The sequence below is a fragment of the Exiguobacterium sp. s123 genome (genome assembly GCF_018617075.1).
Lineage (GTDB): Bacteria > Bacillota > Bacilli > Exiguobacteriales > Exiguobacteriaceae > Exiguobacterium > Exiguobacterium profundum.
Genome location: NZ_JACSJL010000005.1, coordinates 247348 through 272923, shown reverse-complemented (window position 1 = coordinate 272923; position 25576 = coordinate 247348). Strand labels below are relative to the sequence as shown.

30 protein-coding genes are annotated in these 25576 nt (G+C 47.4%); 6 read left to right on the top strand and 24 right to left on the bottom strand.

Features of this window, described 5'->3' with window-relative positions; genetic code table 11:
* On the top strand, positions 1-600 hold a 600-nt coding region (locus KNO72_RS11015; RefSeq protein WP_214758167.1), incomplete at its 5' end, for an RNA-guided endonuclease TnpB family protein.
* A gap of 85 nt (positions 601-685) precedes the next feature.
* On the opposite strand, the gene KNO72_RS11010 is transcribed toward KNO72_RS11015, so the two are convergent.
* The 4 genes from KNO72_RS11010 to KNO72_RS10995 form a co-directional block, all read right to left on the bottom strand.
* Positions 686-1462, bottom strand: a complete 777-nt coding sequence (locus tag KNO72_RS11010) for a hypothetical protein (protein ID WP_214758165.1) — start codon at positions 1460-1462, stop codon at positions 686-688.
* Positions 1463-1559: 97 nt separating this feature from the next.
* A complete protein-coding gene (locus KNO72_RS11005) occupies positions 1560-2015 on the bottom strand; it encodes a hypothetical protein (RefSeq protein WP_012727337.1) in 456 nt (151 codons plus the stop codon).
* An 11-nt stretch (positions 2016-2026) separates the two neighbouring features.
* Positions 2027-2449 carry a 3-hydroxyacyl-ACP dehydratase FabZ gene (gene fabZ, locus KNO72_RS11000; RefSeq protein WP_214758163.1) on the bottom strand — a complete coding sequence of 141 codons (423 nt, stop codon included), beginning with the start codon at positions 2447-2449 and terminating at the stop codon, positions 2027-2029.
* Between the two features lie 13 nt (positions 2450-2462).
* Positions 2463-2723: a DNA-directed RNA polymerase subunit beta gene (locus KNO72_RS10995; protein ID WP_078147647.1), complete on the bottom strand. Its 261-nt coding sequence runs from the start codon at positions 2721-2723 to the stop codon at positions 2463-2465.
* Positions 2724-2920: 197 nt separating this feature from the next.
* On the opposite strand from KNO72_RS10995, the gene mscL reads away from it, so the two are divergent.
* On the top strand, positions 2921-3301 hold the full coding sequence (mscL, locus tag KNO72_RS10990; RefSeq protein WP_214758161.1) for a large conductance mechanosensitive channel protein MscL: 381 nt from the start codon (positions 2921-2923) through the stop codon (positions 3299-3301).
* A gap of 16 nt (positions 3302-3317) precedes the next feature.
* Here the strand turns inward: mscL and KNO72_RS10985 are convergent, their stop codons facing one another.
* From KNO72_RS10985 to KNO72_RS10970, 4 genes are all read right to left on the bottom strand, one after another.
* Positions 3318-4421, bottom strand: coding sequence for a glycerate kinase family protein (locus KNO72_RS10985; RefSeq protein WP_214758159.1), 1104 nt, complete (start codon positions 4419-4421; stop codon positions 3318-3320).
* Between the two features lie 60 nt (positions 4422-4481).
* Entirely contained in the window at positions 4482-5264 is a 783-nt protein-coding gene (locus KNO72_RS10980) for a flagellar hook-basal body protein (protein WP_012727342.1), read from the bottom strand.
* 11 nt (positions 5265-5275) lie between these two features.
* Complete coding sequence (locus tag KNO72_RS10975) at positions 5276-6049, bottom strand: flagellar hook-basal body protein (protein ID WP_074035747.1); 774 nt, start codon at positions 6047-6049, stop codon at positions 5276-5278.
* A 97-nt stretch (positions 6050-6146) separates the two neighbouring features.
* Positions 6147-8102, bottom strand: coding sequence for a HAMP domain-containing sensor histidine kinase (locus KNO72_RS10970; RefSeq protein ID WP_214758157.1), 1956 nt, complete (start codon positions 8100-8102; stop codon positions 6147-6149).
* A gap of 186 nt (positions 8103-8288) precedes the next feature.
* Between KNO72_RS10970 and KNO72_RS10965 the strand changes: the two genes are divergently transcribed.
* Together KNO72_RS10965 and KNO72_RS10960 are read left to right on the top strand one after the other, a co-directional pair.
* Complete coding sequence (locus KNO72_RS10965; RefSeq protein ID WP_078147652.1) at positions 8289-10070, top strand: sensor histidine kinase; 1782 nt, start codon at positions 8289-8291, stop codon at positions 10068-10070.
* Entirely contained in the window at positions 10051-10830 is a 780-nt protein-coding gene (locus tag KNO72_RS10960) for a response regulator (RefSeq protein ID WP_214686045.1), read from the top strand. Before KNO72_RS10965 ends, KNO72_RS10960 begins: the two co-directional genes overlap by 20 nt.
* Positions 10831-10893: 63 nt before the next feature.
* Here KNO72_RS10960 and KNO72_RS10955 read toward each other — a convergent pair whose 3' ends face one another.
* The gene (locus KNO72_RS10955) at positions 10894-11655 is read right to left on the bottom strand and encodes an SDR family oxidoreductase (RefSeq protein ID WP_214686043.1); all 762 of its coding nucleotides are present in this window, start codon (positions 11653-11655) and stop codon (positions 10894-10896) included.
* A 188-nt stretch (positions 11656-11843) separates the two neighbouring features.
* Between KNO72_RS10955 and KNO72_RS10950 the strand changes: the two genes are divergently transcribed.
* Together KNO72_RS10950 and KNO72_RS10945 are read left to right on the top strand one after the other, a co-directional pair.
* Positions 11844-12350: a hypothetical protein gene (locus tag KNO72_RS10950; RefSeq protein WP_214686041.1), complete on the top strand. Its 507-nt coding sequence runs from the start codon at positions 11844-11846 to the stop codon at positions 12348-12350.
* Positions 12351-12363: 13 nt separating this feature from the next.
* Positions 12364-12735, top strand: coding sequence for a VOC family protein (locus tag KNO72_RS10945; protein ID WP_214686039.1), 372 nt, complete (start codon positions 12364-12366; stop codon positions 12733-12735).
* A gap of 41 nt (positions 12736-12776) precedes the next feature.
* On the opposite strand, the gene mreB is transcribed toward KNO72_RS10945, so the two are convergent.
* The 15 genes from mreB to upp form a co-directional block, all read right to left on the bottom strand.
* On the bottom strand, positions 12777-13763 hold the full coding sequence (gene mreB / locus KNO72_RS10940; protein WP_078147656.1) for a rod shape-determining protein: 987 nt from the start codon (positions 13761-13763) through the stop codon (positions 12777-12779).
* A gap of 81 nt (positions 13764-13844) precedes the next feature.
* Positions 13845-15146: a UDP-N-acetylglucosamine 1-carboxyvinyltransferase gene (gene murA / locus KNO72_RS10935; RefSeq protein WP_012727351.1), complete on the bottom strand. Its 1302-nt coding sequence runs from the start codon at positions 15144-15146 to the stop codon at positions 13845-13847.
* Between the two features lie 242 nt (positions 15147-15388).
* Positions 15389-15607: a DUF1146 family protein gene (locus KNO72_RS10930; protein ID WP_012727352.1), complete on the bottom strand. Its 219-nt coding sequence runs from the start codon at positions 15605-15607 to the stop codon at positions 15389-15391.
* A gap of 200 nt (positions 15608-15807) precedes the next feature.
* Positions 15808-16998 (bottom strand): EAL and HDOD domain-containing protein, encoded by a 1191-nt coding sequence (locus KNO72_RS10925; protein ID WP_078147658.1) that lies wholly within the window; start codon positions 16996-16998, stop codon positions 15808-15810.
* 150 nt (positions 16999-17148) lie between these two features.
* Positions 17149-17559 (bottom strand): F0F1 ATP synthase subunit epsilon, encoded by a 411-nt coding sequence (locus tag KNO72_RS10920; protein ID WP_012727354.1) that lies wholly within the window; start codon positions 17557-17559, stop codon positions 17149-17151.
* Positions 17560-17587: 28 nt separating this feature from the next.
* On the bottom strand, positions 17588-19006 hold the full coding sequence (gene atpD, locus KNO72_RS10915; RefSeq protein ID WP_078147659.1) for a F0F1 ATP synthase subunit beta: 1419 nt from the start codon (positions 19004-19006) through the stop codon (positions 17588-17590).
* A 34-nt stretch (positions 19007-19040) separates the two neighbouring features.
* Positions 19041-19898 (bottom strand): ATP synthase F1 subunit gamma, encoded by an 858-nt coding sequence (gene atpG / locus KNO72_RS10910; RefSeq protein WP_214758155.1) that lies wholly within the window; start codon positions 19896-19898, stop codon positions 19041-19043.
* 36 nt (positions 19899-19934) lie between these two features.
* Positions 19935-21443 carry a F0F1 ATP synthase subunit alpha gene (atpA, locus tag KNO72_RS10905; RefSeq protein WP_078147660.1) on the bottom strand — a complete coding sequence of 503 codons (1509 nt, stop codon included), beginning with the start codon at positions 21441-21443 and terminating at the stop codon, positions 19935-19937.
* A gap of 18 nt (positions 21444-21461) precedes the next feature.
* Positions 21462-21995 (bottom strand): F0F1 ATP synthase subunit delta, encoded by a 534-nt coding sequence (locus KNO72_RS10900; RefSeq protein ID WP_012727358.1) that lies wholly within the window; start codon positions 21993-21995, stop codon positions 21462-21464.
* A complete protein-coding gene (gene atpF / locus KNO72_RS10895) occupies positions 21995-22522 on the bottom strand; it encodes a F0F1 ATP synthase subunit B (RefSeq protein WP_012727359.1) in 528 nt (175 codons plus the stop codon). Before atpF ends, KNO72_RS10900 begins: the two co-directional genes overlap by 1 nt.
* Before the next feature lie 71 nt (positions 22523-22593).
* Entirely contained in the window at positions 22594-22815 is a 222-nt protein-coding gene (atpE, locus tag KNO72_RS10890) for a F0F1 ATP synthase subunit C (protein WP_012727360.1), read from the bottom strand.
* A gap of 65 nt (positions 22816-22880) precedes the next feature.
* Positions 22881-23618, bottom strand: coding sequence for a F0F1 ATP synthase subunit A (atpB, locus tag KNO72_RS10885; protein WP_074035878.1), 738 nt, complete (start codon positions 23616-23618; stop codon positions 22881-22883).
* Positions 23618-24025 (bottom strand): ATP synthase subunit I, encoded by a 408-nt coding sequence (locus KNO72_RS10880; protein ID WP_074035722.1) that lies wholly within the window; start codon positions 24023-24025, stop codon positions 23618-23620. The genes atpB and KNO72_RS10880 overlap by 1 nt, the downstream gene beginning before the upstream one ends.
* A complete protein-coding gene (locus tag KNO72_RS10875) occupies positions 24022-24249 on the bottom strand; it encodes a hypothetical protein (RefSeq protein ID WP_012727363.1) in 228 nt (75 codons plus the stop codon). The genes KNO72_RS10880 and KNO72_RS10875 overlap by 4 nt, the downstream gene beginning before the upstream one ends.
* Before the next feature lie 664 nt (positions 24250-24913).
* Entirely contained in the window at positions 24914-25543 is a 630-nt protein-coding gene (gene upp / locus KNO72_RS10870) for a uracil phosphoribosyltransferase (RefSeq protein ID WP_214686037.1), read from the bottom strand.
* Positions 25544-25576 lie beyond the last annotated feature (33 nt).

Genomic DNA, 25576 nt, shown 5'->3' with positions numbered 1-25576 from the left:
GTCGAACAGGACGATGAACCATGGATCCCAGCCGAGAACAAGGTCGGGATCGATCTCGGTCTAAAACACTTCGCCGTCATGACGAACGACGCGATGGTCTCGGAGAAGATCGAAAACCCACGTTTCCTTCGTAAGTCCGAAGAAAAGGTCAAGAAGGCACAGCGCACGCTGTCACGCAAGAAGATCGGGAGCAAGAATCGTGAAAAAGCCAAGTTGATCCTCGCCAAGAAACACGAAAGAATCGCCAATCAACGCCAGGACTTCCTTCACAAACTGTCGAGACGGATCGTTGACGAGAACCAAGTCATCGTCGTGGAGACATTGAAGTCGAAGGACATGATGAAGAATCACAAGGTAGCGAAGTCCATCGGGGATGTCAGTTGGTACGAGTTCGTCCGGCAACTCGAATACAAATCAAGATTCTACGGACGAACACTCATCAAGGCAGACCCCTGGTACGCATCGACCCAGATCTGTTCCACTTGCGGAGCAAAAGGCGAGAAGAAGACGATGGATGTCCGTGAATGGACGTGTGCCTGTGGCGCGCATCATGACCGTGACATCAACGCGAGCATCAACCTGTTGATGTTAGCCGACTGACAACCATTCAGGGCAGGGACTGCCCGACGAGCTTGGTAAATAACCGCGGCTGGTAAGAGCACGGTCTTCCCAAGAAGCTCCCACTTCAATTTGTGAAGCAAATAAGTGGCGAGTAGTTCACCTTAATACCTTCAACCGCAGTCGTCGCTGTCACCAAATCACCTTCAGCAATGGATGTGGCCACACGTTCTAGTGCTTGAAGTGGACGCAATTTCCAGCCAAGATAACGCCAGATGATGATTCCCGAAACGACAAGGAGCACGAGCAGGCCGATTAAGATTGGAACTAAACTCTCTTTTAAGACATCTCCTGTAATCGCGGAGACCTCAGTAGCAGCTTTATCAATTCCGAGTACCCCAACTACCTCGTTCCCTTGTTTAATCGGGACGAGCACCGTCACATACTTCCCGTACTCCGGATCATCGATGACATTGGTTGCGACGGTCTCACCTTGGAATGCGGGCGTTGCTTCTTCATACGTCATCACTGTAATCGGAGAACCAATCTCCTCAGCATCCGCTTCACTCAATCCCTCTACAATCATTCGAACTTCCTCGCCCTCTGTGGCGATCGTGTATACATACATCGCACCGATTTGCTGACGATATGCATCTAAATATTCATGAAACTGCTCATACTGCTCATTTTTTGACGGATTCGCTACGAAGGATGCATAGGCATCGACATCCAATGATTCACTAATCCGTTCACCATCTTCAATTAACGTCGCATGTAACGTACTGAGTACGGAATGCTTCGTACTGAAATATTGCACTACTCCAAACAAAATGATGAGCAACGTGACGAAGACTAACATTGATGCTAGGATACGTGTCTGTAACGACTCTGATTTCTGTTTCATCTCAAAATTCCGCCATTCTCTCTTTACTCTTTTTATCGGATAGAATAGATTTATCTCCACAAAAAAACAGGCGATTTTCGACAACATCGCCTGTTTCTTATTCACCATTTGTCGAATTAATGACTTCGAGTGGTATCGTGACTTCCGATTCACCTTCTTCAACGAGATGGAAGAGCGGAAGTGTCTCTGATACGAACAGATCCGGGTCTACGTCCGTCTGATACTCATACGTCCGAATATCCTCTTCACGCTCTGCAATCAGTTCACCAAATGGAATCGCAACGCGTTCGCCTTCGACCTCATAACTCATGACCGTCGTCGGATCAAGACGACGATTTTCGAGCATTCGAATCGTGAAGAGCATCGTCGTGTTATTCGTTCGTTCAAGAGAAACGGCGATTGCATCGGACTGTCCTGCACGTTTATCAATCATCGTTTCATCCACATTTTGCTCGTAAACGACGTTCTCTTCACTCGACTCTTCTGTCTGGAGCTGCTGACAACCCACAATCGTCATCAAGCCGACTAATAATACAATGACTAAAGCACGCATCCCATTTCTCCTTACTTCAAGGCGAAAGTGAGTTCTGCTTCACAAGCAACTTCTCCGTCGACCGTGGCCACGGCACGTCCTTTACCGATTGGTCCACGAATTTTCATGATTTCTACCTCGAGACGAAGTTGATCACCCGGGACGACTTGGCGTTTGAAACGGCAGTTGTCAATCCCTGCAAAAAAGGCGAGCTTGCCTCGATTCGATTCGTCTTTCAACATTGCAAAAGCACCGACTTGTGCGAGTGCTTCAACAATCAAGACACCTGGCATGACATTATAGTCTGGGAAATGCCCGTTAAAGAACTCTTCATTCGCCGTGACATTTTTTAATCCAACAGCACGCTTCTTTTCCTTGACTTCGATAATTCGATCAATTAACAGAAACGGGTATCTGTGTGGGATTACTTCTTTGATTTGCTCAATTGTATACATCCATCCACCGCCTTTAAGAGGTTAGCCAAAAATCGGTGATATGGCGCCAGGTCTCGATGTCAAATACATCTTTCCAATCGCCTCCGCCAATGACGCTATATCCGATGACCGCTCCGAGGGCGAGCATCGCGATTGCCAACACTAAAACAACGAGCACGCGCAGTAAAATCGGGAATCGACGATGATTCGATAATCGCGATTGCTTTGTCTGCTTCGTCTCTTGTTCTGGTGAACCTTTTTGTTCTTCCGAACTCGTCTGTTCATCGTTCGACACGTCCAACCATCCTTTCAGCTAAAATGATTATATCATATTAGTACCTGGTATTAAAATGCGTAAATTGCTACCTTTTTAGTGTACCCTATGCAGAAAAGTCGAACAAGCATCCTTCCCTTATAGAAGTCGAACGATTTATTTATTTCTTCCTTTCAAATATGCTACGCTTAAATTATTCAACGTCAGGAGGTTTGTTTATGTGGAAAGAATTTAAAAAATTCGCGATGCGTGGGAATGTCATCGACTTGGCGATTGCTGTCGTACTTGGTGCAGCGTTCACTGCCATCGTGAACTCACTCGTCAATGATATCTTTATGCCGCTTCTCGGAATCATTATTGGAGGAATCGATTTTTCTGGCTTAAAAGCAAGTGTACTCGGAGTGGATGTGTTATATGGCAATTTTATTCAACAGATTGTGTCCTTCTTCTTGATTGCCATCGCCCTCTTCTTGATTGTGAAAGTCATCAATCGTCTACAACGCGAGAAAGAAGTAGAAGAAGCTGCTATTCCGACTCCAACGAAAGAAGAGCAACTGTTGACAGAGATTCGTGATCTGCTAAAAGATCGCTCTTTATGAATGCGAAGGCGCCCGACTACTGTCGTGGCGCCTTTTCCATGAGGTGACGCACGCGTTGGACCGCATTCGTCAATAGTGGAGCTGCTTCCCAAATCGCTTCTTCTAACGTCATAATCCTCGACACGATCGGAAAAATGGCGATAATCCCCGATTCCATATGAGCGGTATAATCAGATTGTCCGGTGAAGACGAGAGTCGGGACCCCGTACGTATGCGCAAGACGTGCCAACCCGTACGGCGCTTTCCCCTCAAAGCTTTGCGTATCAAATTTGCCCTCCCCTGTAATCAGCCAATCTGCCTTTTCTAACTGTTCTTCGAGCTTAGACCACCTGATCACTTCTTCGACGCCACTCACGTAGATTGCACCAAGCTGCAATAGCGCAAAGCCGATTCCGCCAGCCGCCCCTGCTCCAGGAAGTGCTCTACTATCCATTTCAAAACAGTTCGCGTAGTGATCGAGAATCCGGTCGTATCGCCTCACTGCATCTATCGCCAACCCTTTCTGGGGTCCGAACACATACGCTGCCCCGCTTTCACCAATCAACGGGTTCTGTACATCGGAAGCCATTCGCCATACGACCTCACGCGCTCGCGGATGAAGACCCGACCAATCGATTGATGCCACCTCGTCTAGTTGGTGGGGGATGGTCGATAGCACAGAGCCGTTCGTATCAAGAAAACGAACACCTAACGCTTCGAGCAATCCTTTTCCACCATCCATCGTCCCGCTCCCTCCGAGCCCGACGGTGATGATCTTCGCTCCACAATCTAGCGCTTGCACGATCTGTTCACCGACTCCGACTGAACTGTAGCGCCACGGATCGACATGAGCGAGGAGTGTCAATCCTGCTGTTTCCGCCACTTCGATTACCGCGTGCCTCGTTGACGGCTCGAAACCAAAACGTGCAACGCGCTGTATTCCATCCAAGCACACGACATTTTCTTCTATAATGGTTCCTTCTGCATGTGTCGCAATCCAAGCATCCAAAAAACCTTCTCCTCCGTCAGAAATCGGTATGATGGTGACCTCATGCCCTTCAAGCGCACGAAGGACCGCTTGATTTGCTTCCATACTCGAAAGTGAGCCTTTGAATGAATCCATCGCGACTACAATCCGCATTGATGCTTCTCCCCCTTTGTCTATAAAAAAACCGCTTCTCGGCTCGAGAAGCGGTAGGCATTATGGACGTAACGCCGTGACAAGCCCCATCATCTGATCGCTCATCGACATCGCCCGTGAGTTCATTTGATATGCTCGTTGTGTGATTGTCATATCAGTCATCTCTTTCGTCAAATCAACGTTCGATGACTCGAGTGTCCCTTCAATCAATAGATTTCCGAGCGGACGATCGACTTCGGTCTCCAAATCGGCTGCGAATACGTTATCTCCGAGCGGGCGTAATTCCGACGTATTGCGGACTTCTACGATGTCGAGACGTCCGAATTCTTGTTCCACGCCATTCACACTCGCGACGACCACACCGTCTTGACGAATGCGCTGATTCGTCGCATCGTTTGGCATCGTAATCGGATTGCCGTCATCTCCAAGAAGCGGATTTCCGTTCACATCAACGAGCGTCGTCTCGTCACCGACCGACAATTGCATGTTTCCACTTCGAGTCACCCCGACACCGTTCGGCGTGTCCACGACAAAAAATTGACGGCTCGCCTTTAAAAAGACGTCCAATCCACGATCTGTCGTACGTACTTGTCCGATATTGAACTGCTGTGTAATATCGGCGACATGTCCCCCGACTCCAATCCGAATCCCGTTCGGTGTGTCTCGACCGACTTCGAATTCAGGACGCGGTTGGTTGTTATACGCCTGTGACAATAGCGAAGCAAAATGCCCCTGTTGACGCTTAAAGCCGACCGTATCGACGTTTGCGATATTGTGACCTGTCACATCTAATTGACGCTGAAGTTGAGACAGAGAGTTGACCGAGTTATAAATGGACTGCATGGTGTTCCTCCTTAACGAATACGAGCGATTTCGATTGCTCGCTCGGCACTTTTATCATACGCTTGGACGACCTTTTGATTCGCCTCAAACTGACGATACGTCATCATCAAGTCTGCCATCGTCTGGTCGAGGTTGACGTTCGCTTCTTCAATAAATCCTTGTAGTACTTCGACCTGGGCCGGCGCCGGGGCATCACCCGTCACACGCCAGTCATTGCCGACTTGTTCAAGAGTCGTCAAGTCATCGATTTGGTAGGCACCAAGAGTCGCCACGTTTTGTCCAAGCGATGTGATGACACCATCTTTCCCTACTTGAAACTCGCTCGATGGCAGTTGGATTCGTTCCCCTTCATCAGAAAGGATATATCCGCCGTCCGCAGAACGAAGGAAGAGCGCCTCATCGATCGAGAAGCGTCCATTTGTCGTATACAACGTCTCGCCGCCTTGTTCGACTGCAAACATCGGGGCTCCCGCAAAATCAGTAGGTGCCTTTAAATACAAGTCGGTCGGGCTACCGGATTCTGTGATACTTCCAGCTGAGAAACGGGGCATTGTTTCTTGAAGATAGACGCCCATTGATAGGGTACCTACTTCTCCCTTCACGCGCGATTTCGCGTTATCCGGATTGCTGACTTGTGCAAGAAGCATCTCCGGAAACGAACGTACCACGCCATCAGACGCTTTGAAGCCTGGTGTTCTCACGTTACCAAGGTTGTTGCTCAAAATCTCTTGTTGACGCTGCAGGGCATTCATCGCTCCCGCTGCTGTATATAATCCGCGTAGCATAATCGTCTTCCTTTCATCCTATAACATGATTCACTCTCTATATCGTACCAAACGAGCGTGACATTCACCGTTTTTTCAAAAAAGTTCATCCTATAAATTAGGATGAACTCTCTTCATTGACATGGTCGACCATCGGTAACTCAACAATCATCGTCGTTCCTTCTCCTAGTTGAGATTGAACAGAGATGGTACCACCGTGCAGTTGAACGATCTCTTTACAGATCGCTAAACCTAAGCCGGTTCCACCGATGCGTTTACTTTCTTCCGAGGCCGAACGATAAAATTTATCAAAGATTCGTGTCGCATCTTCTTCCGAAATACCTAATCCTTCGTCAGTGATTCCAACTCGAATCGAATCACCTTCACACGTGACATCGACCGTCACATTTCCACCGTTTGGTGAATATTTGATGGCATTGTTCAAGATGTTCGAGAAGACTTGACGTAATTGGGCCGGATCTCCCGCGACAAATAACGATTCGTCACAATCAAAGTGGAAGAAATGATACTCCGTCGATCCTGCATGGACTTCGAGTAGATCTGATAATAAATCATAGAGACTCTCTACTTTAAAGTCAGGTACGCTCATACCCGCCTCCATTTTTTGAACATCTAGCAAGTCACTCACGAGTCGTTCGAGCCGCTTCGTCTCACTCGCAATCATGTCTAAATAGCGCTCTCGCTTCGTGTTTTCCAATTGACGACTTTTGAGCAGTTCTGAAAATCCGAGAATCGAGGTAAGGGGCGTCCGAAGCTCATGGGATACTGTCGCCACAAGTTCTGTCTTCAAGCGATTGATTTCTGTTTCCTGGGTAATATCTCGTGAGACGAAGATGACACCCACACGTTCATTTTGAAGATCAATCGGTTCGGCGTACATGCGGATCGTTTTCTGACCCTCTTGCATCGTATAGGTGAACGTTTCGTCGAACATGCCTTCTTCTTTAGCACGCTTCGTGAAACCGTTCAGTCCCTCTTGATCATCAATCTGGTTCATGAACATCGGATAGTACATCGCAATTGGGTATAGACTGCCCCGTTCTGTCGTCGGAATCGGATGTTCATATAAGTCAAAGAGCGCACTGTTCCCAAAGCGTTCATTCGTTTTGAGTTCCGTATAGACGATAGAATCGCGCATCGTGTGCAAAATTCGAGCGGTCTTCTCACGTTCGAGATCAACTTGATCTTGTTGGGTCCGAAGTGAGGTCGCCATCTCATTAAACGCTTTCGACAACTGTCCGACTTCGTTTTGTAGCGGTTTAATCGGGATGAGTGTCGCGCTCGGGTTGCTCGCGAGACGCTCACTGTTTACCATCAGCGTCTGCAGTTGATTGGTCAACCTTAAAATATATGGCTGCAACCCGACAAACAATATGAACAATGCCCCGAGTAGAATCAAAAGCCACATCCATTGGGCTTTCACTAACTGTTTTGACAGCGCATCTCGCAATTCACTTTCTTGAAAATCAAGATTTTGTCGATAGTCGGTAAAGACCGACTCCATATCGACGATGCTCGCACTCATATCGGCAGCACTACTTGAGTTCAGTTTAAATCGTGTCTGAGTCGATGTTTCATTTTTCGGCATGAATTGCCCTACGGTGCGCATCTGCAGGAACGATTCATCGATTTCTCCTGCCTGCTTCGCAATCACATACTGCTCAAGTGCCGGCATGACGCGTGTCGTATAGATCGAGAAGAGAAGTCTCGCATCCTCTGCGAACTGTACTTCTTCCGCGTTTCTTGCCTGTTCTTCGAACCATGTCGTTTGCTCGTCGATATTCGTTTGAGCTGTTCTTACTTCTTCTAATAGCGCACGTTCTCCTAACAGGACGTGCCCTCGTAATTCATATTGCATCGATTGCCACGTTTCAAACAGATCTGTCGCCCGTGCACGTTGCTCACTAATTCGTTCTAATTTTACGGTCGTCTCTTGAATCGATTGCTGTGTATAAAAATAGGTCCCAATCGATGTGAGTGTCACTAAGGCAATCAATATATAAAAAATCGTCATAACTTGTCGACTAATGCGTTGTTCAATCCAACGTTTCATGGAATGCCTTCTTCCTTCACTCTTAGAATGCCTCACTTCGTACGGTGAATGACTTTTTCTGTTCAAACAAAAAAAGTTCGGGTACGATGATGAGACGGAGAGTCACTTCAAAAATTCATTCACCTATTAGGAAGAATAACGGAATGACCTCACAAGAAACTCACAAAGATTGAAGGGAATGTGCTCATGACGCGTAATCGAATGACGTTTATCTTCATCCTTGTGTTGTTGGTTGGTGTCAGTCTCACTTTATTGATTCGACATCAGTCGATCAATCCGATCGTCACCGTTAACAAGGGCGAAGCTTCTCTTCTCTCTTCTACTGTCGACGAAGAGATTTTGCGACTAGACGGCTCATGGCGCTATGAGTCAGGGATTGTCACCCAAGTTGATCGCCGCTCCTATCGAACCATTCCGTTTACAACCCCTTATCGTGAATCCACCTATGAACTCGATCTCGCGTTGCCGAACGGTACGTATGCCTTGCTCATTCCAAAGTCCCTCTCCTCTTCTACGATTTTGATAGATGGGAAAATGGTTGAAACGGTACAAATTGGAAACAATCGTCTCGTCGAGCAGCCGTCTCTGCTCTTGCTCGATGATGAAACAAAACAATTCCGACTGACGATTCAACATGAACGACAGGCAGGTAATTTTGCACCCATCGAAGAAAGTATATTAGTCGGACCGTTACATGCCATCATGACCACTCAAAACGCTTATGCCGGCTACGAATTTTTCATATTGCTCATTTCACTTTTGATTGCCATGTTCTATGCCATCGTCTATCTCTTTCACCGAAATGAACGCTTGTACGGTTTCGGGACAGCTTTCTTTTTGTTGACGAGTTTTTCCATCATGTCCCGAGATGGCATGTGGATCTCGGGTAGTGATAAGTTGACGTTGAGTTTAGCCTTACTGAGCATCATCATGTTGATTGAGTTTTCAAGATGTTTGGAACGTGTGTCGTTTGACCGGTTTTTGGCCATTTCGAGGTACCCGTTGTACGGATTGACTGGTTTAGCCATCCTCTTGCCCGCTTCCGTTTACGAGGTGTTCGAATATTTTGTATGGATGATCGTTCTATTCATCACGTTCTTTTGGGTCGGCTTGAACATCGGATGGCTCCTTGAAAAGTATAAGACCGGCAATCCGCTCGAATTACTAACTTTCACACTCGCCCAACTCGTCGGGTATATCGGAATCATGACGTCAACGTTCATCGTTTCGCCCAATCAGCAGCTGTACGCCAATACGTTTACCATCATTTATTTCCTATTGATGTTTTTACTTCTACCGATTCACTTGTCTACCGACAAAAGAAAAAAACAACAAGTCGAAGTGTTGGCTTCCCAGCATGAGTTGTCCTTCTTCAACGCTCAAATCAAACCTCACTTCCTTTACAATACGTTCGGGAATGTGATTGCACTCTGTTACACGTCTCCACCCGATGCGGCTCGTCTACTCAGTCACTTAAGCACTTACGTCCGCTTCATTTTTGAAAATGGTCGAACCGAAAACGAGATATCGATTCGCCAAGAAGTCGATATGATTGACTCGTATCTCGCCATTGAACAGACGCGATTCCGTGATTCGTTCTACGTCGAGAAAAAAATTGATGAATCTCTTCTCGACTGTTCGATTCCACCTTTATTAATTCAACCACTCGTTGAAAATGCCGTGCGACATGGCCTCTATCGACACCCAGGACAAAAGCGATTGACACTTTCTATCCAGGAACGAAACGGAATGATTGAGATTTATGTTCAAGATACAGGGAGTGGTTTTGATCCAAACGTATCAAACAAAACATCTGGGATTGGGATTTGCAATATTAAAAGTCGAATCGAACACCTTCATGGTGCAACGTTTGACTTAGCTTCCACTTTGAAAAAAGGCACCACCATTCACCTGCGTTTACCAAAACAGGAAAGGACGAATCATTTAGATGCGTACGATTTTAATTGAAGATGAACATCATATTTTAGGGATGATGGAGCGGATTGTAAAAGAAGAGCCGTCTCTTGAGTGGGTTGGTTCATTCCAAAGTCCGGTTCAAGCTCTCACTTTTATTCAAGAGCACCCGGTAGACCTTGTCTTTTTAGATATCGAGATGCCTGAAATGACGGGGCTCGAATTGGCGACCTATTTGCCAGAACGGACACAAGTCGTCTTCACGACCGCCCATCAACAGTATGCCGTTGAAGCGTTCAATTTGCATGCCACGCATTACTTGTTGAAGCCCATCACAGAGCAGATGATTCATAACGTCATTCCGCGTATCATCCAGCGCTATGAGGCGATTCAACAAAAGAATCTCAATCAATCTTGTCGCATACAATTTCTAGATCGTTTTTCGGTACGAACACAAGATGGAAATCTTGTGAAGTGGCCAACACAAAAAACAGAAGAGTTATTTGCCTTCTTAGTTTTTCATCGTAAGCAGGTCATTAATAAGTGGGTACTTGCCGAAACCCTTTACCCGGACATCGATGAACCACAACGCGCCTTACACAACGTATACAACACGATTTATCGATTGAAAAAGACGTTAGCTGAACATGAACTCGATATAACTGTTAATACAATAAATAATGGCTATTCGATCGAACTTGGTGATTCCTGTGCCTGTGATTATTATGATTGGCTTGATGCACCAAATCCTTCAATTTCTAAAACAGACTTAAAAAATCGTTTATTTGTTGATAAAGACTATACATGGCATTGAAAAAGACATCTCACACTTAAAGTGAGATGCCTTCTTTTTATTGTATCCATCGAACGTTCTCTATTAGCGCCCAGTAAACCCTCCGTCAACGTGAAGATGTTGGCCATTCACCCATGCGCCGTCTGGGCCCATCAAGAAAGCGACGAAGCGAGCCGTATCTTCAGGCGTCCCCATTCGCTTATAAGGAAATAATGGTAGCAAGTGTTGGCGAAGTTCGTCATTGATCCAACCCGTATCCGTCGGTCCCGGATCGAGAGCATTCACCGAAATGCCGTATTCTCCTAATCCATTCGCCAACGCAGGTGTGATGGCAATCAATGCACCTTTCGTTGCGATGTAGGCCAGGTTATTCGCATCCGGTCCCCCCGATACGAAGAACAGGATTCGCCCATCTTGATGTCCCGCTTGTTTATAGCGCTCAATAAACGCAAAGGTGAGTCCGAGTGTCCCTTCGTTATTCACCAGGTAATGTTTTCTCAATACGTCGGTTGTAAAGTTCTCAACGTTGACATGTCGCTCATAGGTCGCGTTATGAATCAGCCTGCTCGGAATCCCGAGCTTGGCTTCAATCCGATTAAGTAGCCCGACTTCGTCACCCGAGGCTAGGTCATACGCCTCATGTTCGACACGGGCACCCTGTTCGGTCAACTCTTGAACGAATCGTTCGATGAAGTCTCTCTCTTCCCCGATTCCGTCGGTCGCGTCAAACGGACTCCAGTGTGTCAAATAAAGGTTGTGCCCTTCATGTGCTAGTTTTCGTGCAATCGCAGCTCCGATGCCTTGATGGCGGCTGACGCCAGTAATGAGTGTAAGTGGTTTGTTCATGATGTCCTCCGATTCTATTTGATTATTCTGTTCAGTCTATTAGTGAATCGGCGCCATCATGATTCCCCTCTCATTGATTAATGATTTCATTATATACAATTTTTCCCACGAATGACCTATATATTTGTATCCTCTTTAGATATGATGGGCATATATGATTCATCACATCGGTATTGGGAGGCGCTTATTTGAAAAAGTTGATCATAACGACATTTTGTACATGGATATTGAGTGCTTTGCTCTATGCTGCCTTGACGGATGAATCATTTGTCACGCTTACCCAATCCGTCGACGTCAATCAGAACGTGTTGGAGCGATACTTGACAACTCAAGTCATGTCTCCTAATTTCGGTGGGGATGTTTATGCCAGCTATCAAATCCTCGGGACGAGTACGACTCGACAGGAAGTGTATGTATGGGTGCTTCTACAAGAATATTATCCTAACCATCAACAACTTGAGCGAGGGACCGGAATATCTGCTCCAATCGTCTTACACATTGACCATTCCTCAGGAGTCTCTCGGATTGTCAATCATACGTTACCTCGAGATGGCTCATATTATCCTGGCGACTTACATACCCTATTCCCATTACATATTTCTATCGGCTTAATGTCTCACCCAACAGGACTTACCAACCGTCTCCAACGTCAACTTGAATCAGAGTTACCCCTTCCTGTTTCAAATACATATTGAAAGGATGAATCCCATGAGCCTCATTCAACAAATCAAACAAATCTACATCCCTGTCAAAGAGTTAGACCGTGCCGTTCAATTCTATCGAGACACGCTTGAGGTACCCTTTCTCTTTCAAGCAGGATTGCTCGCATTTTTCGACTGTGGGGGCGTTCGCCTCATGTTGTCCCCTCCAGAGAATGATATTTTTGCAAAATCAAGTCCAATTCTCTATTTGAGTATCACATCCATCGATGACGCTTATGCTCAGTTGAAAAATGCAGGAGTGACTTTCATTGATGAACCACACTGTGTGGCAAAAATGGGGACGACAGAAACGTGGATGAGTTTCTTCAAAGATTCTGAAGGCAACGTGTTGGCACTCGTCTCCGAAATATTGAGTTGAACATACAAAAAACAAGCGACCGCACGCGGTCGCTTGTCTGTTTATTTCAATCGATCTAAGTTTTCGAGCATGATTCCTGTTCCGTGCGCGACACTGAGTGTCGGCTCCTCGGCCATCATGACCGGCAACATGACACGCTCTGCGACGAGTTGGTCAAGACCGTGAAGGAGTGATCCCCCACCTGTCATGATGATTCCGCGGTCGATGATATCCGCTGCAAGTTCTGGTGGTGTCTGTTCAAGGACACGCTTCGCTGCTTCGACGATTTCATTAGCTGATTCAGCCATCGCTTCACGAAGTTCTTCTGACGTAATGGTCACCGTACGAGGCAATCCACGTACCATGTCACGTCCACGAATATCCATCGATTCGTTACGCCCTCCTGGGAAGACCGTCGCGATTTCTTTCTTGATTTGTTCAGCCGTACGTTCTCCGATGATCAGCTTGTGCTTCTCTTTGATGGCACGAAGGATGTCCGTATCGAAGCGATCCCCTGCAATCTTAATGGTTTCACCGCAGACGATGTCTCCCATTGATAAAATGGCGACGTCGGTCGTCCCACCACCGATATCGATGATCATGTGACCGACCGGCTTCCAAATATCCATGCCTGAACCGACTGCTGCCGCTTTTGGTTCGACGGCGAGGAAGACTTCTTTCGCGCCAGCTTTCTCAGCAGCTTCACGAATGGCTTTTGCTTCAACCGGCGTGACGTTCGCAGGTGTACAAATCAGCATGCGGATGCCTCCGAAGAAGCCTCGGACTTGAATTTTCTCGATGAAGTGACGGAGCATTTCTTCTGTTGTGGCGAAATCGGCGATGACTCCGTCACGGAGAGGACGGATCGCCACGATATCACCAGGTGTACGACCAACCATCTCATACGCTTCTGCACCGACTGCTAGTACTTTTCCTGTAGAGCGTTTTATCGCAACGACTGAAGGTTCGTCTAAGACGATTCCTTTCCCTTTGACGTGAATGACAACGTTTGCTGTCCCTAAATCAATCCCGATATCTTTTGAAAACATGATGTATAGGTTCCTCCGTTCGATTCTTCATTGAAAAGAGCGAGAAGAGTCTCTCCTCGCTCTCTCATTCGTGCTCGTTTCTTAGTTCTGAACCATTTCTTCAGCAACTTCGACAGTTCCTTCAATACGCTCGATGTCAGCACCGAGTGCTTGAAGTTTCTTGTGGAAATCAACGTATCCACGGTCGATATGATATAAATCTCCAACGCGTGTTTCTTCTTCCGCGATGAGACCTGCTAGAATAAGTGCTGCTCCGGCACGAAGGTCCGTTGCGACAACTTCCGCTCCTTGAAGGCGTACGCCACCTTTGACGATTGCCGAACGTCCTTCAATCTTAATGTCTGCGTTCATACGGCGGAACTCTTCGACGTGCATGAAGCGATTCTCAAACACCGTTTCCGTGATGACAGAAGTGCCGCCCGCTTTCAAGACGAGTGCCATCATTTGTGACTGCATGTCTGTCGGGAATCCCGGGTGTGGCATCGTCTTCACATCAACCGGCTTCAATTCGTCTGGTGCCGTGACACGCATGCCTTCTGCCGTATCCTCAAAGTGGACACCCATCTCTTCCATTTTTGAAATCAATGGACGAAGGTGCTCACGTTCTGCACCGATGACTTCGATGTCACTACCTGTGATTGCCCCTGCGACGAGGAACGTGCCTGCTTCGATGCGGTCAGGGATGATTGAGTGTTCTGCACCGCGAAGTGTTTCGACACCTTCGATTCGGATCGTTTCTGTACCTGCCCCACGGACGTGTGCGCCCATTCCGTTTAAGAAGTTCGCAAGGTCGACGATCTCAGGTTCTTTTGCAACGTTCTCGATGATGGTCGTACCCTCTGCGAGCACAGCTGCCATCATGATGTTCTCTGTCGCACCAACAGATGGGAAGTCCAAGTAGATTTTAGCGCCTTGGAGACGGCCTTCTACAGAAGCTTCCACGAATCCGTTTCCGATGACCGTTTTCGCACCCATCGCTTCGAATCCTTTTAAGTGGAGGTCAATCGGACGTGAGCCGATTGAGCATCCGCCTGGCATCGCTACACGAGCGTGACCGAGACGGGCAAGAAGAGGTCCCATGACGAGGATTGAAGCACGCATCTTCCGCACGTATTCAAGTGGTGCTTCATCTTTAATGTCGCCCGACGCATCGACAGTTACTTCATTCTTTTCTTCATTGAATGATACCTCTGCACCGAGGTGACGAAGTACTTTGTTAATCGTGTACACGTCAGCAAGACGTGGTACGTTTTGTAAGATTGACTTTCCTTCGCTAGCTAATAGAGTGGCAACCAATGTTTTGAGTACGGCGTTTTTTGCTCCCTCAACGCGCACAGTACCTGACAGTTTACGTCCTCCACGGACTACGATCAAATCCTTCATATCTCTCTTTGTCCTCCAACTTCATTGTTTTTTTATATAGTGCGTCGATATCCGATTCCGGATGTGATAATGTCGATTATTTGAATGGTTTGTAAAACGTGATGGGTTTTCATTCACAATCAAGCTGAATAATAAATAAGTGCAAACTGAATGAAAAAACATCATGTCAGACGAATTTATCCTACATGATAATCATATAGGAGTCGTTACAGCAGGATTACAGTTTGTTAAATATTCTGCGACTACTGTATAGGTGCGAGCGCCTGCGCCAGTCGAATATACTCCAAAAAGAACTGGGCAATCAGCGAACCGAAGACAACCGCTACGAGGACGCGCAAGACAGCAGCTTGCGGACTCCTCACTTGATTGAGCACCTTGTCCCATTTGACGGGTAAGAGTGCCCACCAAGCAACGTAGATCGCTATGATATAAATCGCTAGCGAAAATACGGTATTGACCATCGACGATTCCCCTCTTTTCTAAAATTCGTACCATTTTCAATCATATCATGACATGTTAGAGAAAAAAAGACTTAGGGTCTTAAGCTTCGAGCGGTTTGAACCATTCGATCAACTCACTTTTTCTACAAGCACACCAAAAGGGACATCATCAGCAGTAAGGCTTTACTACAGTAATTGACGCCCCTCACATATTTCAAACATTATTCAATCGACTCGTCAAGGCTACGAGACCATCGAATCGCTTCGACGTAATATTGAGACCAATCCGAATCTGTGTTATGGAGTGGAATCGTCAACTGTTCGTAGGCGATCACATCCTCTAACAACTTTCGCAAACCATTCTGTTCACCGAGTAACGCTGCCTTTACAGGAGGCGCCACCGGAAGCTCTGCAATCAACGTTTGCATCGCCTCATCGAGAATGACGTCGAGTGATGAGAAGATTCCTGTAATGAATGCATCAAACGGTAATACATCTGTCAATGTATCCTCCGCAATCAACTCCATCATTTTCCCACGGATGACACTCTGTTTGATTAGTTCTTTCGATTCAGAGGTCTGCATCTCCCGTAAGAGCATCAAATACGACCATCGTTTCAACTCATCTAGTCCGATTCGTGCAACGGCTTGCTCGATGGATTGAATGGTATGTCGACCTTTTTGATACACCGTATTGACCGTACGGAGCATCTTATAGGATAAGTCGACACTTCGCTCAATTTGCGCTGAAATCCGTCGGAAGCTCGGTTCCGGACGATCGAGTTCTTTTAACATTTCAATGAGCGTGTGACGCAACGGATGGACTTCGGCCCCGTGCTCCACGATGGGACGACTAAAGAAGTATCCTTGGAACATCTTATATCCGAGTCGTTTCGCAATCTCGTACTCTGCGGGTGTCTCGATTTTTTCCGCCAAAAATTCGATTCGGTGTCCGAGCGCATCAATCAATTTTTGCTGCTGGTCTACCGGGGTCGCTTGATAGTCAATTTTGATGATGTCGGCGAGTCCAATCAATGGGCGATACTTCTCTTCAAATACGAAATCATCCAATGCAATCGTATAACCTTGACGTCTCAAAGAGCGGAGAGACTGTAATAGCTTTTCCGTCGGTTCGACATGTTCGAGCACTTCGACGACGAGCGATTGACGCGGTAGCAACGAAGGCACTTCCCCTTCAATCAACGTTTGAGGGAAGTTGATGAACGCACGCGTCCCTTCTGTCAATTCCCGAAAATTGAACACAAGGTAAGCGTTATGAATGACGTCAGCCGTTGCCAACGAATCATCTACATTCTCAAAAATATTATTTTCGCTGCGGCGATATAACAATTCGTAGCCGCAAACGCGTAACTGTTGGTCAAAAATTGGTTGTCGCGCAACGTAAACTTTCATTCCCTAATCTCCTTTACGATAGTTCCCACCTTTATTATCGGTCTTCTCCCATATATTTTTTACTAGTCCCATCATTTAGAAGCACGACAAAAGACCCATTTTTTTCAAAAACAACAAAAAAACTCCCACACTTTCGTGTGAGAGTCATTCTTATTCTTTCATATCGCGAATGCTTAAGCGGTTGATCGCTTTTTTGAGCGCAAGTTCCGCACGACGGAATTCGAGTTCCGAGAGCTTCGTGTCTTGAAGACGACGCTCGGCACGAACCTTCGCCGCAGAAGCGCGGTCATAGTCAATCTTATCCGCCATTTCGGCTGTTTCAGCTAAGATCGTCACCGTGTCGGGACGAACTTCCATGAAACCGCCGCTGATTGCGATCAGCGTGCGTCCACCATCTTCGTGGCGCAGCTTGAGAACTGAGACGTCGAGTGGCGTCACCATCGGGATGTGCTTCGGTAAGATACCGAGCTCACCAGTGACCGATTTGGCGATGACCATTCGTGCGTCTCCTTCAAAGGCTGCACCATCCGGGGTGACGACGTTGACGTGAACAGTATTCATCGTCTAGTTTCCCCCTTCCGCGTAGGTCTTAGACCAACGTCTTCGCTTTTTCGATGACGTCTTCGATTGGACCGACGAGACGGAATGCATCTTCAGGAAGATCGTCGTGTTTACCTTCGAGGATCTCTTTGAAGCCGCGTACTGTCTCTTTGACTGGCACGTATGAACCTTTTTGGCCCGTGAACTGCTCAGCCACGTGGAAGTTTTGTGATAAGAAGAACTGAATACGACGTGCACGGTGAACCGTGAGTTTGTCGTCTTCAGACAACTCATCCATCCCGAGGATGGCGATGATGTCTTGAAGTTCTTTGTAACGCTGAAGCGTCTGTTGAACGTTACGTGCGACTTCATAGTGATCTTTCCCTACGATTTCAGGAGAGAGGGCGCGTGAAGTCGATGCGAGTGGGTCAACGGCTGGGTAAATCCCCATCTCCGAAAGACGACGCTCAAGGTTTGTTGTGGCATCAAGGTGGGCGAACGTTGTTGCCGGAGCCGGGTCCGTATAGTCATCGGCTGGTACATAAACCGCTTGAATCGAAGTAACCGATCCTTTTGCAGTCGATGTGATTCGCTCTTGAAGCATACCCATTTCTGTCGCAAGTGTCGGCTGGTAACCTACCGCCGATGGCATACGTCCGAGAAGGGCCGAAACCTCAGAACCTGCTTGTGTGAAACGGAAGATGTTATCAACGAAGAGAAGAACGTCTTGTCCTTGCTCGTCACGGAAGTATTCTGCCATTGTCAAACCAGTCAAGGCAACACGGAGACGTGCACCAGGTGGTTCGTTCATTTGACCGAAGACCATCGCTGTTTGCTTGATAACGCCTGAGTCCGTCATCTCGTGGAACAAGTCATTTCCTTCACGCGTACGCTCACCGACTCCTGCGAATACAGAAATCCCGCTGTGCTCTTGCGCGATGTTGTTGATGAGTTCCTGGATGAGGACGGTCTTCCCTACACCGGCACCACCGAAGAGGCCGATTTTACCACCTTTGATGTATGGTGCGAGAAGGTCGACGACTTTGATCCCTGTTTCAAGGATTTCAACTTTCGTTGACAATTCGTCAAATGTTGGCGCTTGACGGTGAATCGGTGCACGAAGCACGTCAGCTGCCACTTCTTTATCATCGATTGGGTTACCGAGAACGTTGAAGACACGTCCAAGTGTCATTTCTCCAACTGGTACCGAAATCGGTGATCCTAAGTCAAGTACTTCCATACCGCGGCGAACGCCGTCAGTTGAGTCCATCGCAATCGTACGGACCGTGTCGTCACCAAGGTGAACAGCTACTTCAAGCGTCAAGTCGACACTAACATCGTCTGCTGTCGCTGCCACGTGTGTGACTTTGAGAGCGTTGTAGATGTTCGGTAAGTGGTTGTCGAACTTAACGTCGATAACTGGGCCCATGACTGCGACTACGCGGCCTTTCATGCCGTATTCGTTCATCGTGTTAGCCTCCTACAATCTAGAGAGCGTGCGCTTATTCAAGCGCCGACGCACCTCCGACAATCTCTGTGATTTCTTGTGTGATCGCTGCTTGACGCGCGCGGTTGAATTTGAGCTTGAGTCCGCGAATGAGTTCATCCGCGTTGTCTGTCGCACTCGACATCGCCGTCATCCGTGCTGCGTGCTCTGATACTTTCGCGTCGAGCAATGCACCATAGATGAGTCCTTCCGCATAACGTGGGAGGAGCGCCGCTAAGATCGTTTCTTCTTCTGGTTCGTATTCATACATCACATTGGATGCGGACTGTTCGATATCCCCGAGCGGGAGCAATTGTTGAATCTTCACTTCTTGGCTGATGACCGAGATGAACGAGTTGTAGCAAAGCTTCAATTCATCAATCTCGCTCTCGCTGAAGGCACCAACCGTCTGCTTGACGATTTCTGCGACTTCAACAAAAGTTGGTTGGTCGTTTAGCCCTGTCATCGCGCTATACACCGGAATGTTGCGTGACTTGAAGAACTGGACGCCGACTTTTCCGATTACGTAAAGACGGTACTCATCTGTTGATGTGTGCTTGTCTTTGAGTTCACGGTACACGTCACGCAAGACGCTGGCGTTGTATCCACCTGCGAGTCCGCGATCTGACGTAATGACGATATAACCAGTCCGTTTGACGGGACGTACTTGAAGCATCGGGTGTGTCGCGCCTGATGTACCACCGGCGATCGACGAGATGACTTCTTGAAACTTGTCCATGTACGGCTTGAAGTTGGCGTTGTTCCCTTGGGCCCGGTTCAACTTCGATGCCGACACCATGTTCATCGCTTTCGTGATTTGCTTCGTGCTTTGGGTCGAGGTGATCCGCATCTGGATCTCACGTAATGATGCCATTTCGATTCACCACCTTAATAGACGCTCGTCACCGGATTAAACCGATGGCGAGAACGTCTTTTTGAATTCCGTAATTGCGTCGACCATTGCCTCGTCTGAAGGAAGGTTTCCTGTTTGACGGATTTCACGGCAGAGGTCTTTACGGTTTTGGTCGAGCCATGCGTTCATTTCTGTTTCGAAACGACGGATGTCTGTGACTGGGATGTCATCGAGATGACCTTTCGTGAGTGCGTAGATGATGATGACTTGCTTGTCTACAGAAAGCGGTGCGTTCAAGTCTTGTTTCAAGACTTCAACCGTACGCTGACCACGGTTCAACTTCGATTGTGTCGCTTTGTCGAGATCTGATCCGAACTGAGCGAACGCTTCGAGCTCACGGTAAGACGCGAGGTCAAGACGAAGTGTACCAGCAACTTTCTTCATCGCTTTCACCTGAGCCGAACCACCAACACGCGATACCGAGAGACCGGCGTTGATCGCTGGGCGTACCCCAGAGAAGAAGAGGTCCGACTGAAGGAAGATCTGACCGTCTGTGATCGAGATAACGTTTGTCGGAATATATGCTGAGATATCCGATGCTTGTGTCTCGATGAACGGAAGTGCTGTCAATGAACCACCACCGAGTTCGTCGTTCAACTTCGCTGCACGCTCAAGAAGGCGTGAGTGGAGGTAGAAGACATCCCCTGGGTAGGCTTCGCGGCCTGGAGGACGACGGAGAAGGAGCGAGAGCTCACGGTAAGCTGCCGCTTGTTTCGAAAGGTCATCATAAACAACGAGGACGTGTTGTCCGCGGTCCATGAAGTACTCACCCATCGATACCCCAGCGAATGGCGCGAGGTAAAGAAGTGGTGCCGGCTGTGATGCCGATGCCGAAACGACAATTGTATAGTCGAGCGCGCCGTTTTGACGAAGCGTCTCTACTACGCCACGTACAGTCGATTCTTTCTGACCGATTGCAACGTAGATACAAATCATGTTCTCTTCTTTTTGGTTGATGATCGCATCGATGGCAACAGATGTTTTACCTGTCTGACGGTCACCGATGATGAGCTCACGCTGACCACGACCGATTGGAACGAGGGCGTCAATCGCCTTAATTCCTGTTTGAAGTGGTTCGTGAACCGATTTACGAGCCATAACGCCGTAAGCTTTACGCTCGATCGGGTTATAGTTGTCAGTCACGATTGGTCCAAGACCATCGATTGGTTGTCCGAGTGGGTTGACGACACGTCCGAGGAGCGCCTCACCGACTGGTACTTCCATGATGCGACCTGTACGTTTGACAGAGTCGCCTTCTTTGATCCCTTTGTAATCGCCAAGGATGATAATCCCGACGTTACCTTCTTCTAAGTTTTGCGCCAAGCCCATTACGCCGTTAGAGAACTCTACGAGTTCCCCCGCCATAACGTTATCGAGTCCGTGTGCACGAGCGATACCGTCACCTACTTGAATGACTGTACCTGTCTCGCTGACTTCGATTTCAGAACCGTACGAAGCGATTCGTTCTTTTAGCAGGGCGCTGATTTCTTCAGCTTTGATTGTCATTGAATTCACCCCTATTTCTTACGCATTCAACAATTCACGCTCAAGGCGTGTCAATTTCGTTTCAATCGTATCATCGTACGTCGTGTATCCGACTTGGACACGGAGTCCACCGATGACTTCTTCATCGACGACGTTCTTCAATTGGAGCGTCTTCCCGAGCTTCTGTCCGAAGACGAGTTCGACGTCTTTCAAGTCTGTTGCCGACAATGGGTAGGCGCTTGTGACAATACCCTCTGCAATTCCACGATAGTCGTTGATCAATTCGCGGACGTAACGTGGCAATGCGCGAACCTCTGCCGCACGGTCGTTTTCGACCATGACGAGAAGTGTGTTCACGACAATCGCCGTCATATCACCAAAGCTGTCTTTTAAAAGCTGTGCAAGCTCGCTGTCACTGACTGCCGGATTCGTTAAGAGATCCATGAGTTCAGGAGTCGCGTGGAGCACTTCATCGAGCAGACGCACTTCCGCTTCGACTTGGTCGAGCGTGCCTTGTTCCCGCGCTAAGTCGAAGAGCGCTTTGGCATAGCGTTTTGCTAGTGATGCGTTCATCAGTTCGCACCTTTCGCTTTAGACAGGAAGTCTGTGACGAGGGCACGTTGTTTCGCTTCATCGCCTTTAAGGTCTGATTGAAGGACGTGGCGTGCTGCCGAAAGCGCCTGTGTGACGACTTCCGTTTGAAGAGATTGTTTCGCAAGCTCACGCTCACGCTCAATCGCTTTCTCTGCCTCGATTTTAATTTGTTCGGCTTCCAAACGCGCCTGCTCCACCAAGCGTGCTTGTTCTGCTTCTGCTTGTCGACGGCTTGCGTCGAGCATTTCTTTTGACTCAGTACGTGCTGCACTGAGTGCGTCACGTTGTTCAACGACATAATGTTCCGCATCTTTGCGGCTCTTTTCAGCGAGTTCAATTTCGTTCGCTACATACTCTTCACGCTGTCTCATCATTCCAAGGAGTGGTCCCCAAGCAAATTTCTTCAACAGGGCCAAGAGTACGAGGAATGTGAAAATTGTAAAGATCATATCCAGAATGCGGAGGCCTTCGCCGCCAGCACCAGCTGCAATCATCATCGTATCCATGCATACCCTCCTCTTGACTAAATAAGTGAGGGAGACGTGCTCCCTCTCATGCTATTCTCGTTAACTCGGAATCAAGAGTTGAGGAGAAGGAAACCGACAGCCACACCGATGATCGGGAGGGCCTCAACCAAACCGATACCGATGAACATTGTTTGACGAAGTTCGTTTTTGAGTTCTGGTTGACGTGCTTGTCCTTGTACTGTTCCGTATACGATCAAACCGTTACCGATACCAGCTGCGAGTGCTCCAAGTCCGATAACAAGTGCTGTTGCGAGAAGATTAAGTTGTTCCATTGTGTATATTCCTCCTAAAAGTTAAGTAAATAATTTGATTGTAACGCTTTGGCGAGATGTCCGAATCAATGTTCGGCCGAAGCTTTGTGCCCGATGTACACCATTGCAAGCGTCAGGAAAATGTAGGATTGGATAACCCCGATAAAGATTGAGAAACCTTGCCATAGAATCATTGGGAAGACCGCAAAGATTGCACCGAGCGGGTTGAGTGCGCCTTCGGCTGTAATCGCGAGTCCCAAGATGATGGTAATCATGATTTCACCGGCAAAGATGTTACCGTATAGACGCAAACCGAGTGTCAACGTGTTCGCAAACTCCTCGATCAATTTGATCGGAAGCAAGAACCAGACTGGTTTTACGAATTCCGCTGAATAGTGCTTGAACCCGTGTAGCTTCACCCCGTAATAGTGCGACATTGCAACGACGAGTGTCGACAACGCCAAGGTTACGTAAGGATCGGCCGTCGGTGAGTTGAACCACAGATAGTGTCCGGAAATAACGTTAAACGGTAGACCCATCAAGTTTGAGAAGAGAATGAACAAAATCAACGTCATCCCAAATCCGATAAAGCGTCCTCCTGTCTTCCAGTCCATCGCACTTGCGATGATTCCACGCACGAACTCCGCGAAGAATTCCATGAAGTTTTGTTTGCCAGTCGGCTTCATAGCTAAACGTCTTGTTCCCCAGATGGCGAATACGAAGACGAGTAACGCTGCTATTAACACTGTAATGACGTTCGTCCAGCTCCCGTATAACGTATAGTCCCCAAAGTGCAGAGAATATGTGGGAAACTCATGACCCATTAATATTCACCTCTTTTCCTGCTGAGCTGGGCAAGTGTAAACTCGCCAAATTGTATGATGTGGCCGGCGATTAGACCAGTTACCACCGCGATGACGGACACTCGATCCTCGTAGAGAAGACCGACTATCACTGCTAACGCACCGACCGCCATTCTTGAAACGGTCCCGTGCGACTTTGGTCGTCGTCCATGTTCGATGACGTCATACATGCGTATGACACTTCGATTCTGCATATGTAGAATGATGAGACTTCCGACCCCACCGATGAACAATCCGAGAAAAACGGCTTTGTACATCGGGACGATGAAGGCGCCAACTAACAAAATTGCAAACCATATGGTAAACCATTTCGTATAACGCTTCATCAACTCTTTTTGTGCTTTTCTGTCTGCTTGAATCGTATTCATTCGTCCTCTCCTGTCAATAAACTCCGAAGGGTGAGAACTAGCGCCGTAACCCCGAACACGAGTCCAAGGATAATCGACACATTCCAACCAAACGTGCCCCAAAATTCACGTCTTTCGCCGTACTGTCCGACGAGATAACCGATGACAATCGGTCCAGCAAGTGCTGTCGAGATTTGTGAAGCGAGCGAGGCATAGGATAGATAACGATTGTCTTTTTTCGCCATCCAACCCCCCCTTTCGAGTCTCACGTGCTTCCTTATTCTTTACGAATTCACACTCGCGTGACCATCAAAAGTCACACAAGTTCAGAGTAATAGAAATGGCATAAGAAGTCAATGAATTTCACAATTATAAAAGCGCTTTAAATCAAGTCGTATCAATAGTTTTACGCACTTCACAAACTAAACGATCGAGGCACTTTTTAAAGAAAGTGTGAAGAAACGTTGAAATAAAAATGTTGACTTTATAACATTTCACAAACGGAATCAGATGAAGAATAGTTCAGTTATACCCCCACGTTTTGGAAAATTCAATCGGTAAACGCTTACGTTCACAAAGAATTACGAAACGTCGGTTGACTTCATTTTGAAATCGTTTTCAACGTCCTGTATCAGTATACCGAGGATGTTTTTACCATGTCGAGCGATTTCGCCCATTTTTTTGTGAGGAATCTCATCCGGTTCAAAATCGCTTCCTCACCACTGGTTACCTATCCGAAATAGCAGAATTCTATTTAAATAAGAAAGAATAGATATATTCCATCCTCGTTCGTCATTCTTCTCGCTCTCGTTTTGTGTCTATTTTGTGACATCTGTAAATGATAAATATTTTTCGTGTCATTCGTCAAAAAAAGCGAAAATCGCACAGGCGATTCTCGCTTTTAAGTCATTACTTCGTACCAAACAAACGGTCACCCGCATCCCCAAGTCCAGGAACGATATAACCGTGGTCATTTAATTTTTCATCGAGTGCAGCAAGATAAATCTCTACATCCGGATGTTCTGCTTGTACACGTTCTACGCCTTCTGGTGCTGCACAGAGGCATGCCAACTTGATTGACTTCGCTCCATGTTTCTTGAGTGATGCGATCGCATCAACAGCAGAACCACCAGTCGCGAGCATCGGGTCAACGACGATAAAGTCGCGTTCTGTGACGTCTGTCGGAAGTTTCAAGTAGTATTCGTGTGGCTCAAGCGTTTCCGGATCACGGTAAAGACCGATATGACCGACTTTTACGTTCGGCATCATTTTGAGGAACCCATCCACCATACCAAGTCCTGCACGTAAAATAGGGACGATTCCCAATTTCTTGCCGGCAATCATCTTTTGCGTGGAAACAGAGACCGGTGTCTCGATTTTTACGTCTGTTAGGGGTAGGCTGCGCGTGATTTCGTATGCCATAAGTGAAGAAACTTCGTCGACGAGTTCACGGAACTGCTTCGTCCCCGTCTCTACTTTACGCATAATCGTCATTTTGTGCTGAATCAAAGGATGGTCATAAACATGCACTTTTCCCATCTTGCTTCACTCCTCTCTCATTCTCTCTCGAGC

Excerpts from the sequence above, each read along its gene's own strand:
- KNO72_RS11010 (WP_214758165.1), bottom strand. The coding sequence starts at position 1,462 with ATGAAACAGAAATCAGAGTCGTTACAGACACGTATCCTAGCATCAATG.
- KNO72_RS11005 (WP_012727337.1), bottom strand. The coding sequence starts at position 2,015 with ATGCGTGCTTTAGTCATTGTATTATTAGTCGGCTTGATGACGATTGTG.
- fabZ (WP_214758163.1), bottom strand. The coding sequence starts at position 2,449 with ATGTATACAATTGAGCAAATCAAAGAAGTAATCCCACACAGATACCCG.
- mscL (WP_214758161.1), top strand. The coding sequence starts at position 2,921 with ATGTGGAAAGAATTTAAAAAATTCGCGATGCGTGGGAATGTCATCGAC.
- KNO72_RS10985 (WP_214758159.1), bottom strand. The coding sequence starts at position 4,421 with ATGCGGATTGTAGTCGCGATGGATTCATTCAAAGGCTCACTTTCGAGT.
- KNO72_RS10980 (WP_012727342.1), bottom strand. The coding sequence starts at position 5,264 with ATGCAGTCCATTTATAACTCGGTCAACTCTCTGTCTCAACTTCAGCGT.
- KNO72_RS10975 (WP_074035747.1), bottom strand. The coding sequence starts at position 6,049 with ATGCTACGCGGATTATATACAGCAGCGGGAGCGATGAATGCCCTGCAG.
- KNO72_RS10970 (WP_214758157.1), bottom strand. The coding sequence starts at position 8,102 with ATGAAACGTTGGATTGAACAACGCATTAGTCGACAAGTTATGACGATT.
- KNO72_RS10965 (WP_078147652.1), top strand. The coding sequence starts at position 8,289 with ATGACGCGTAATCGAATGACGTTTATCTTCATCCTTGTGTTGTTGGTT.
- KNO72_RS10960 (WP_214686045.1), top strand. The coding sequence starts at position 10,051 with ATGCGTACGATTTTAATTGAAGATGAACATCATATTTTAGGGATGATG.
- KNO72_RS10955 (WP_214686043.1), bottom strand. The coding sequence starts at position 11,655 with ATGAACAAACCACTTACACTCATTACTGGCGTCAGCCGCCATCAAGGC.
- KNO72_RS10945 (WP_214686039.1), top strand. The coding sequence starts at position 12,364 with ATGAGCCTCATTCAACAAATCAAACAAATCTACATCCCTGTCAAAGAG.
- mreB (WP_078147656.1), bottom strand. The coding sequence starts at position 13,763 with ATGTTTTCAAAAGATATCGGGATTGATTTAGGGACAGCAAACGTTGTC.
- murA (WP_012727351.1), bottom strand. The coding sequence starts at position 15,146 with ATGAAGGATTTGATCGTAGTCCGTGGAGGACGTAAACTGTCAGGTACT.
- KNO72_RS10930 (WP_012727352.1), bottom strand. The coding sequence starts at position 15,607 with ATGGTCAATACCGTATTTTCGCTAGCGATTTATATCATAGCGATCTAC.
- KNO72_RS10925 (WP_078147658.1), bottom strand. The coding sequence starts at position 16,998 with ATGAAAGTTTACGTTGCGCGACAACCAATTTTTGACCAACAGTTACGC.
- KNO72_RS10920 (WP_012727354.1), bottom strand. The coding sequence starts at position 17,559 with ATGAATACTGTTCACGTCAACGTCGTCACCCCGGATGGTGCAGCCTTT.
- atpD (WP_078147659.1), bottom strand. The coding sequence starts at position 19,006 with ATGAACGAATACGGCATGAAAGGCCGCGTAGTCGCAGTCATGGGCCCA.
- atpG (WP_214758155.1), bottom strand. The coding sequence starts at position 19,898 with ATGGCATCATTACGTGAGATCCAGATGCGGATCACCTCGACCCAAAGC.
- atpA (WP_078147660.1), bottom strand. The coding sequence starts at position 21,443 with ATGACAATCAAAGCTGAAGAAATCAGCGCCCTGCTAAAAGAACGAATC.
- KNO72_RS10900 (WP_012727358.1), bottom strand. The coding sequence starts at position 21,995 with ATGAACGCATCACTAGCAAAACGCTATGCCAAAGCGCTCTTCGACTTA.
- atpF (WP_012727359.1), bottom strand. The coding sequence starts at position 22,522 with ATGGATACGATGATGATTGCAGCTGGTGCTGGCGGCGAAGGCCTCCGC.
- atpE (WP_012727360.1), bottom strand. The coding sequence starts at position 22,815 with ATGGAACAACTTAATCTTCTCGCAACAGCACTTGTTATCGGACTTGGA.
- atpB (WP_074035878.1), bottom strand. The coding sequence starts at position 23,618 with ATGGGTCATGAGTTTCCCACATATTCTCTGCACTTTGGGGACTATACG.
- KNO72_RS10880 (WP_074035722.1), bottom strand. The coding sequence starts at position 24,025 with ATGAATACGATTCAAGCAGACAGAAAAGCACAAAAAGAGTTGATGAAG.
- KNO72_RS10875 (WP_012727363.1), bottom strand. The coding sequence starts at position 24,249 with ATGGCGAAAAAAGACAATCGTTATCTATCCTATGCCTCGCTCGCTTCA.
- upp (WP_214686037.1), bottom strand. The coding sequence starts at position 25,543 with ATGGGAAAAGTGCATGTTTATGACCATCCTTTGATTCAGCACAAAATG.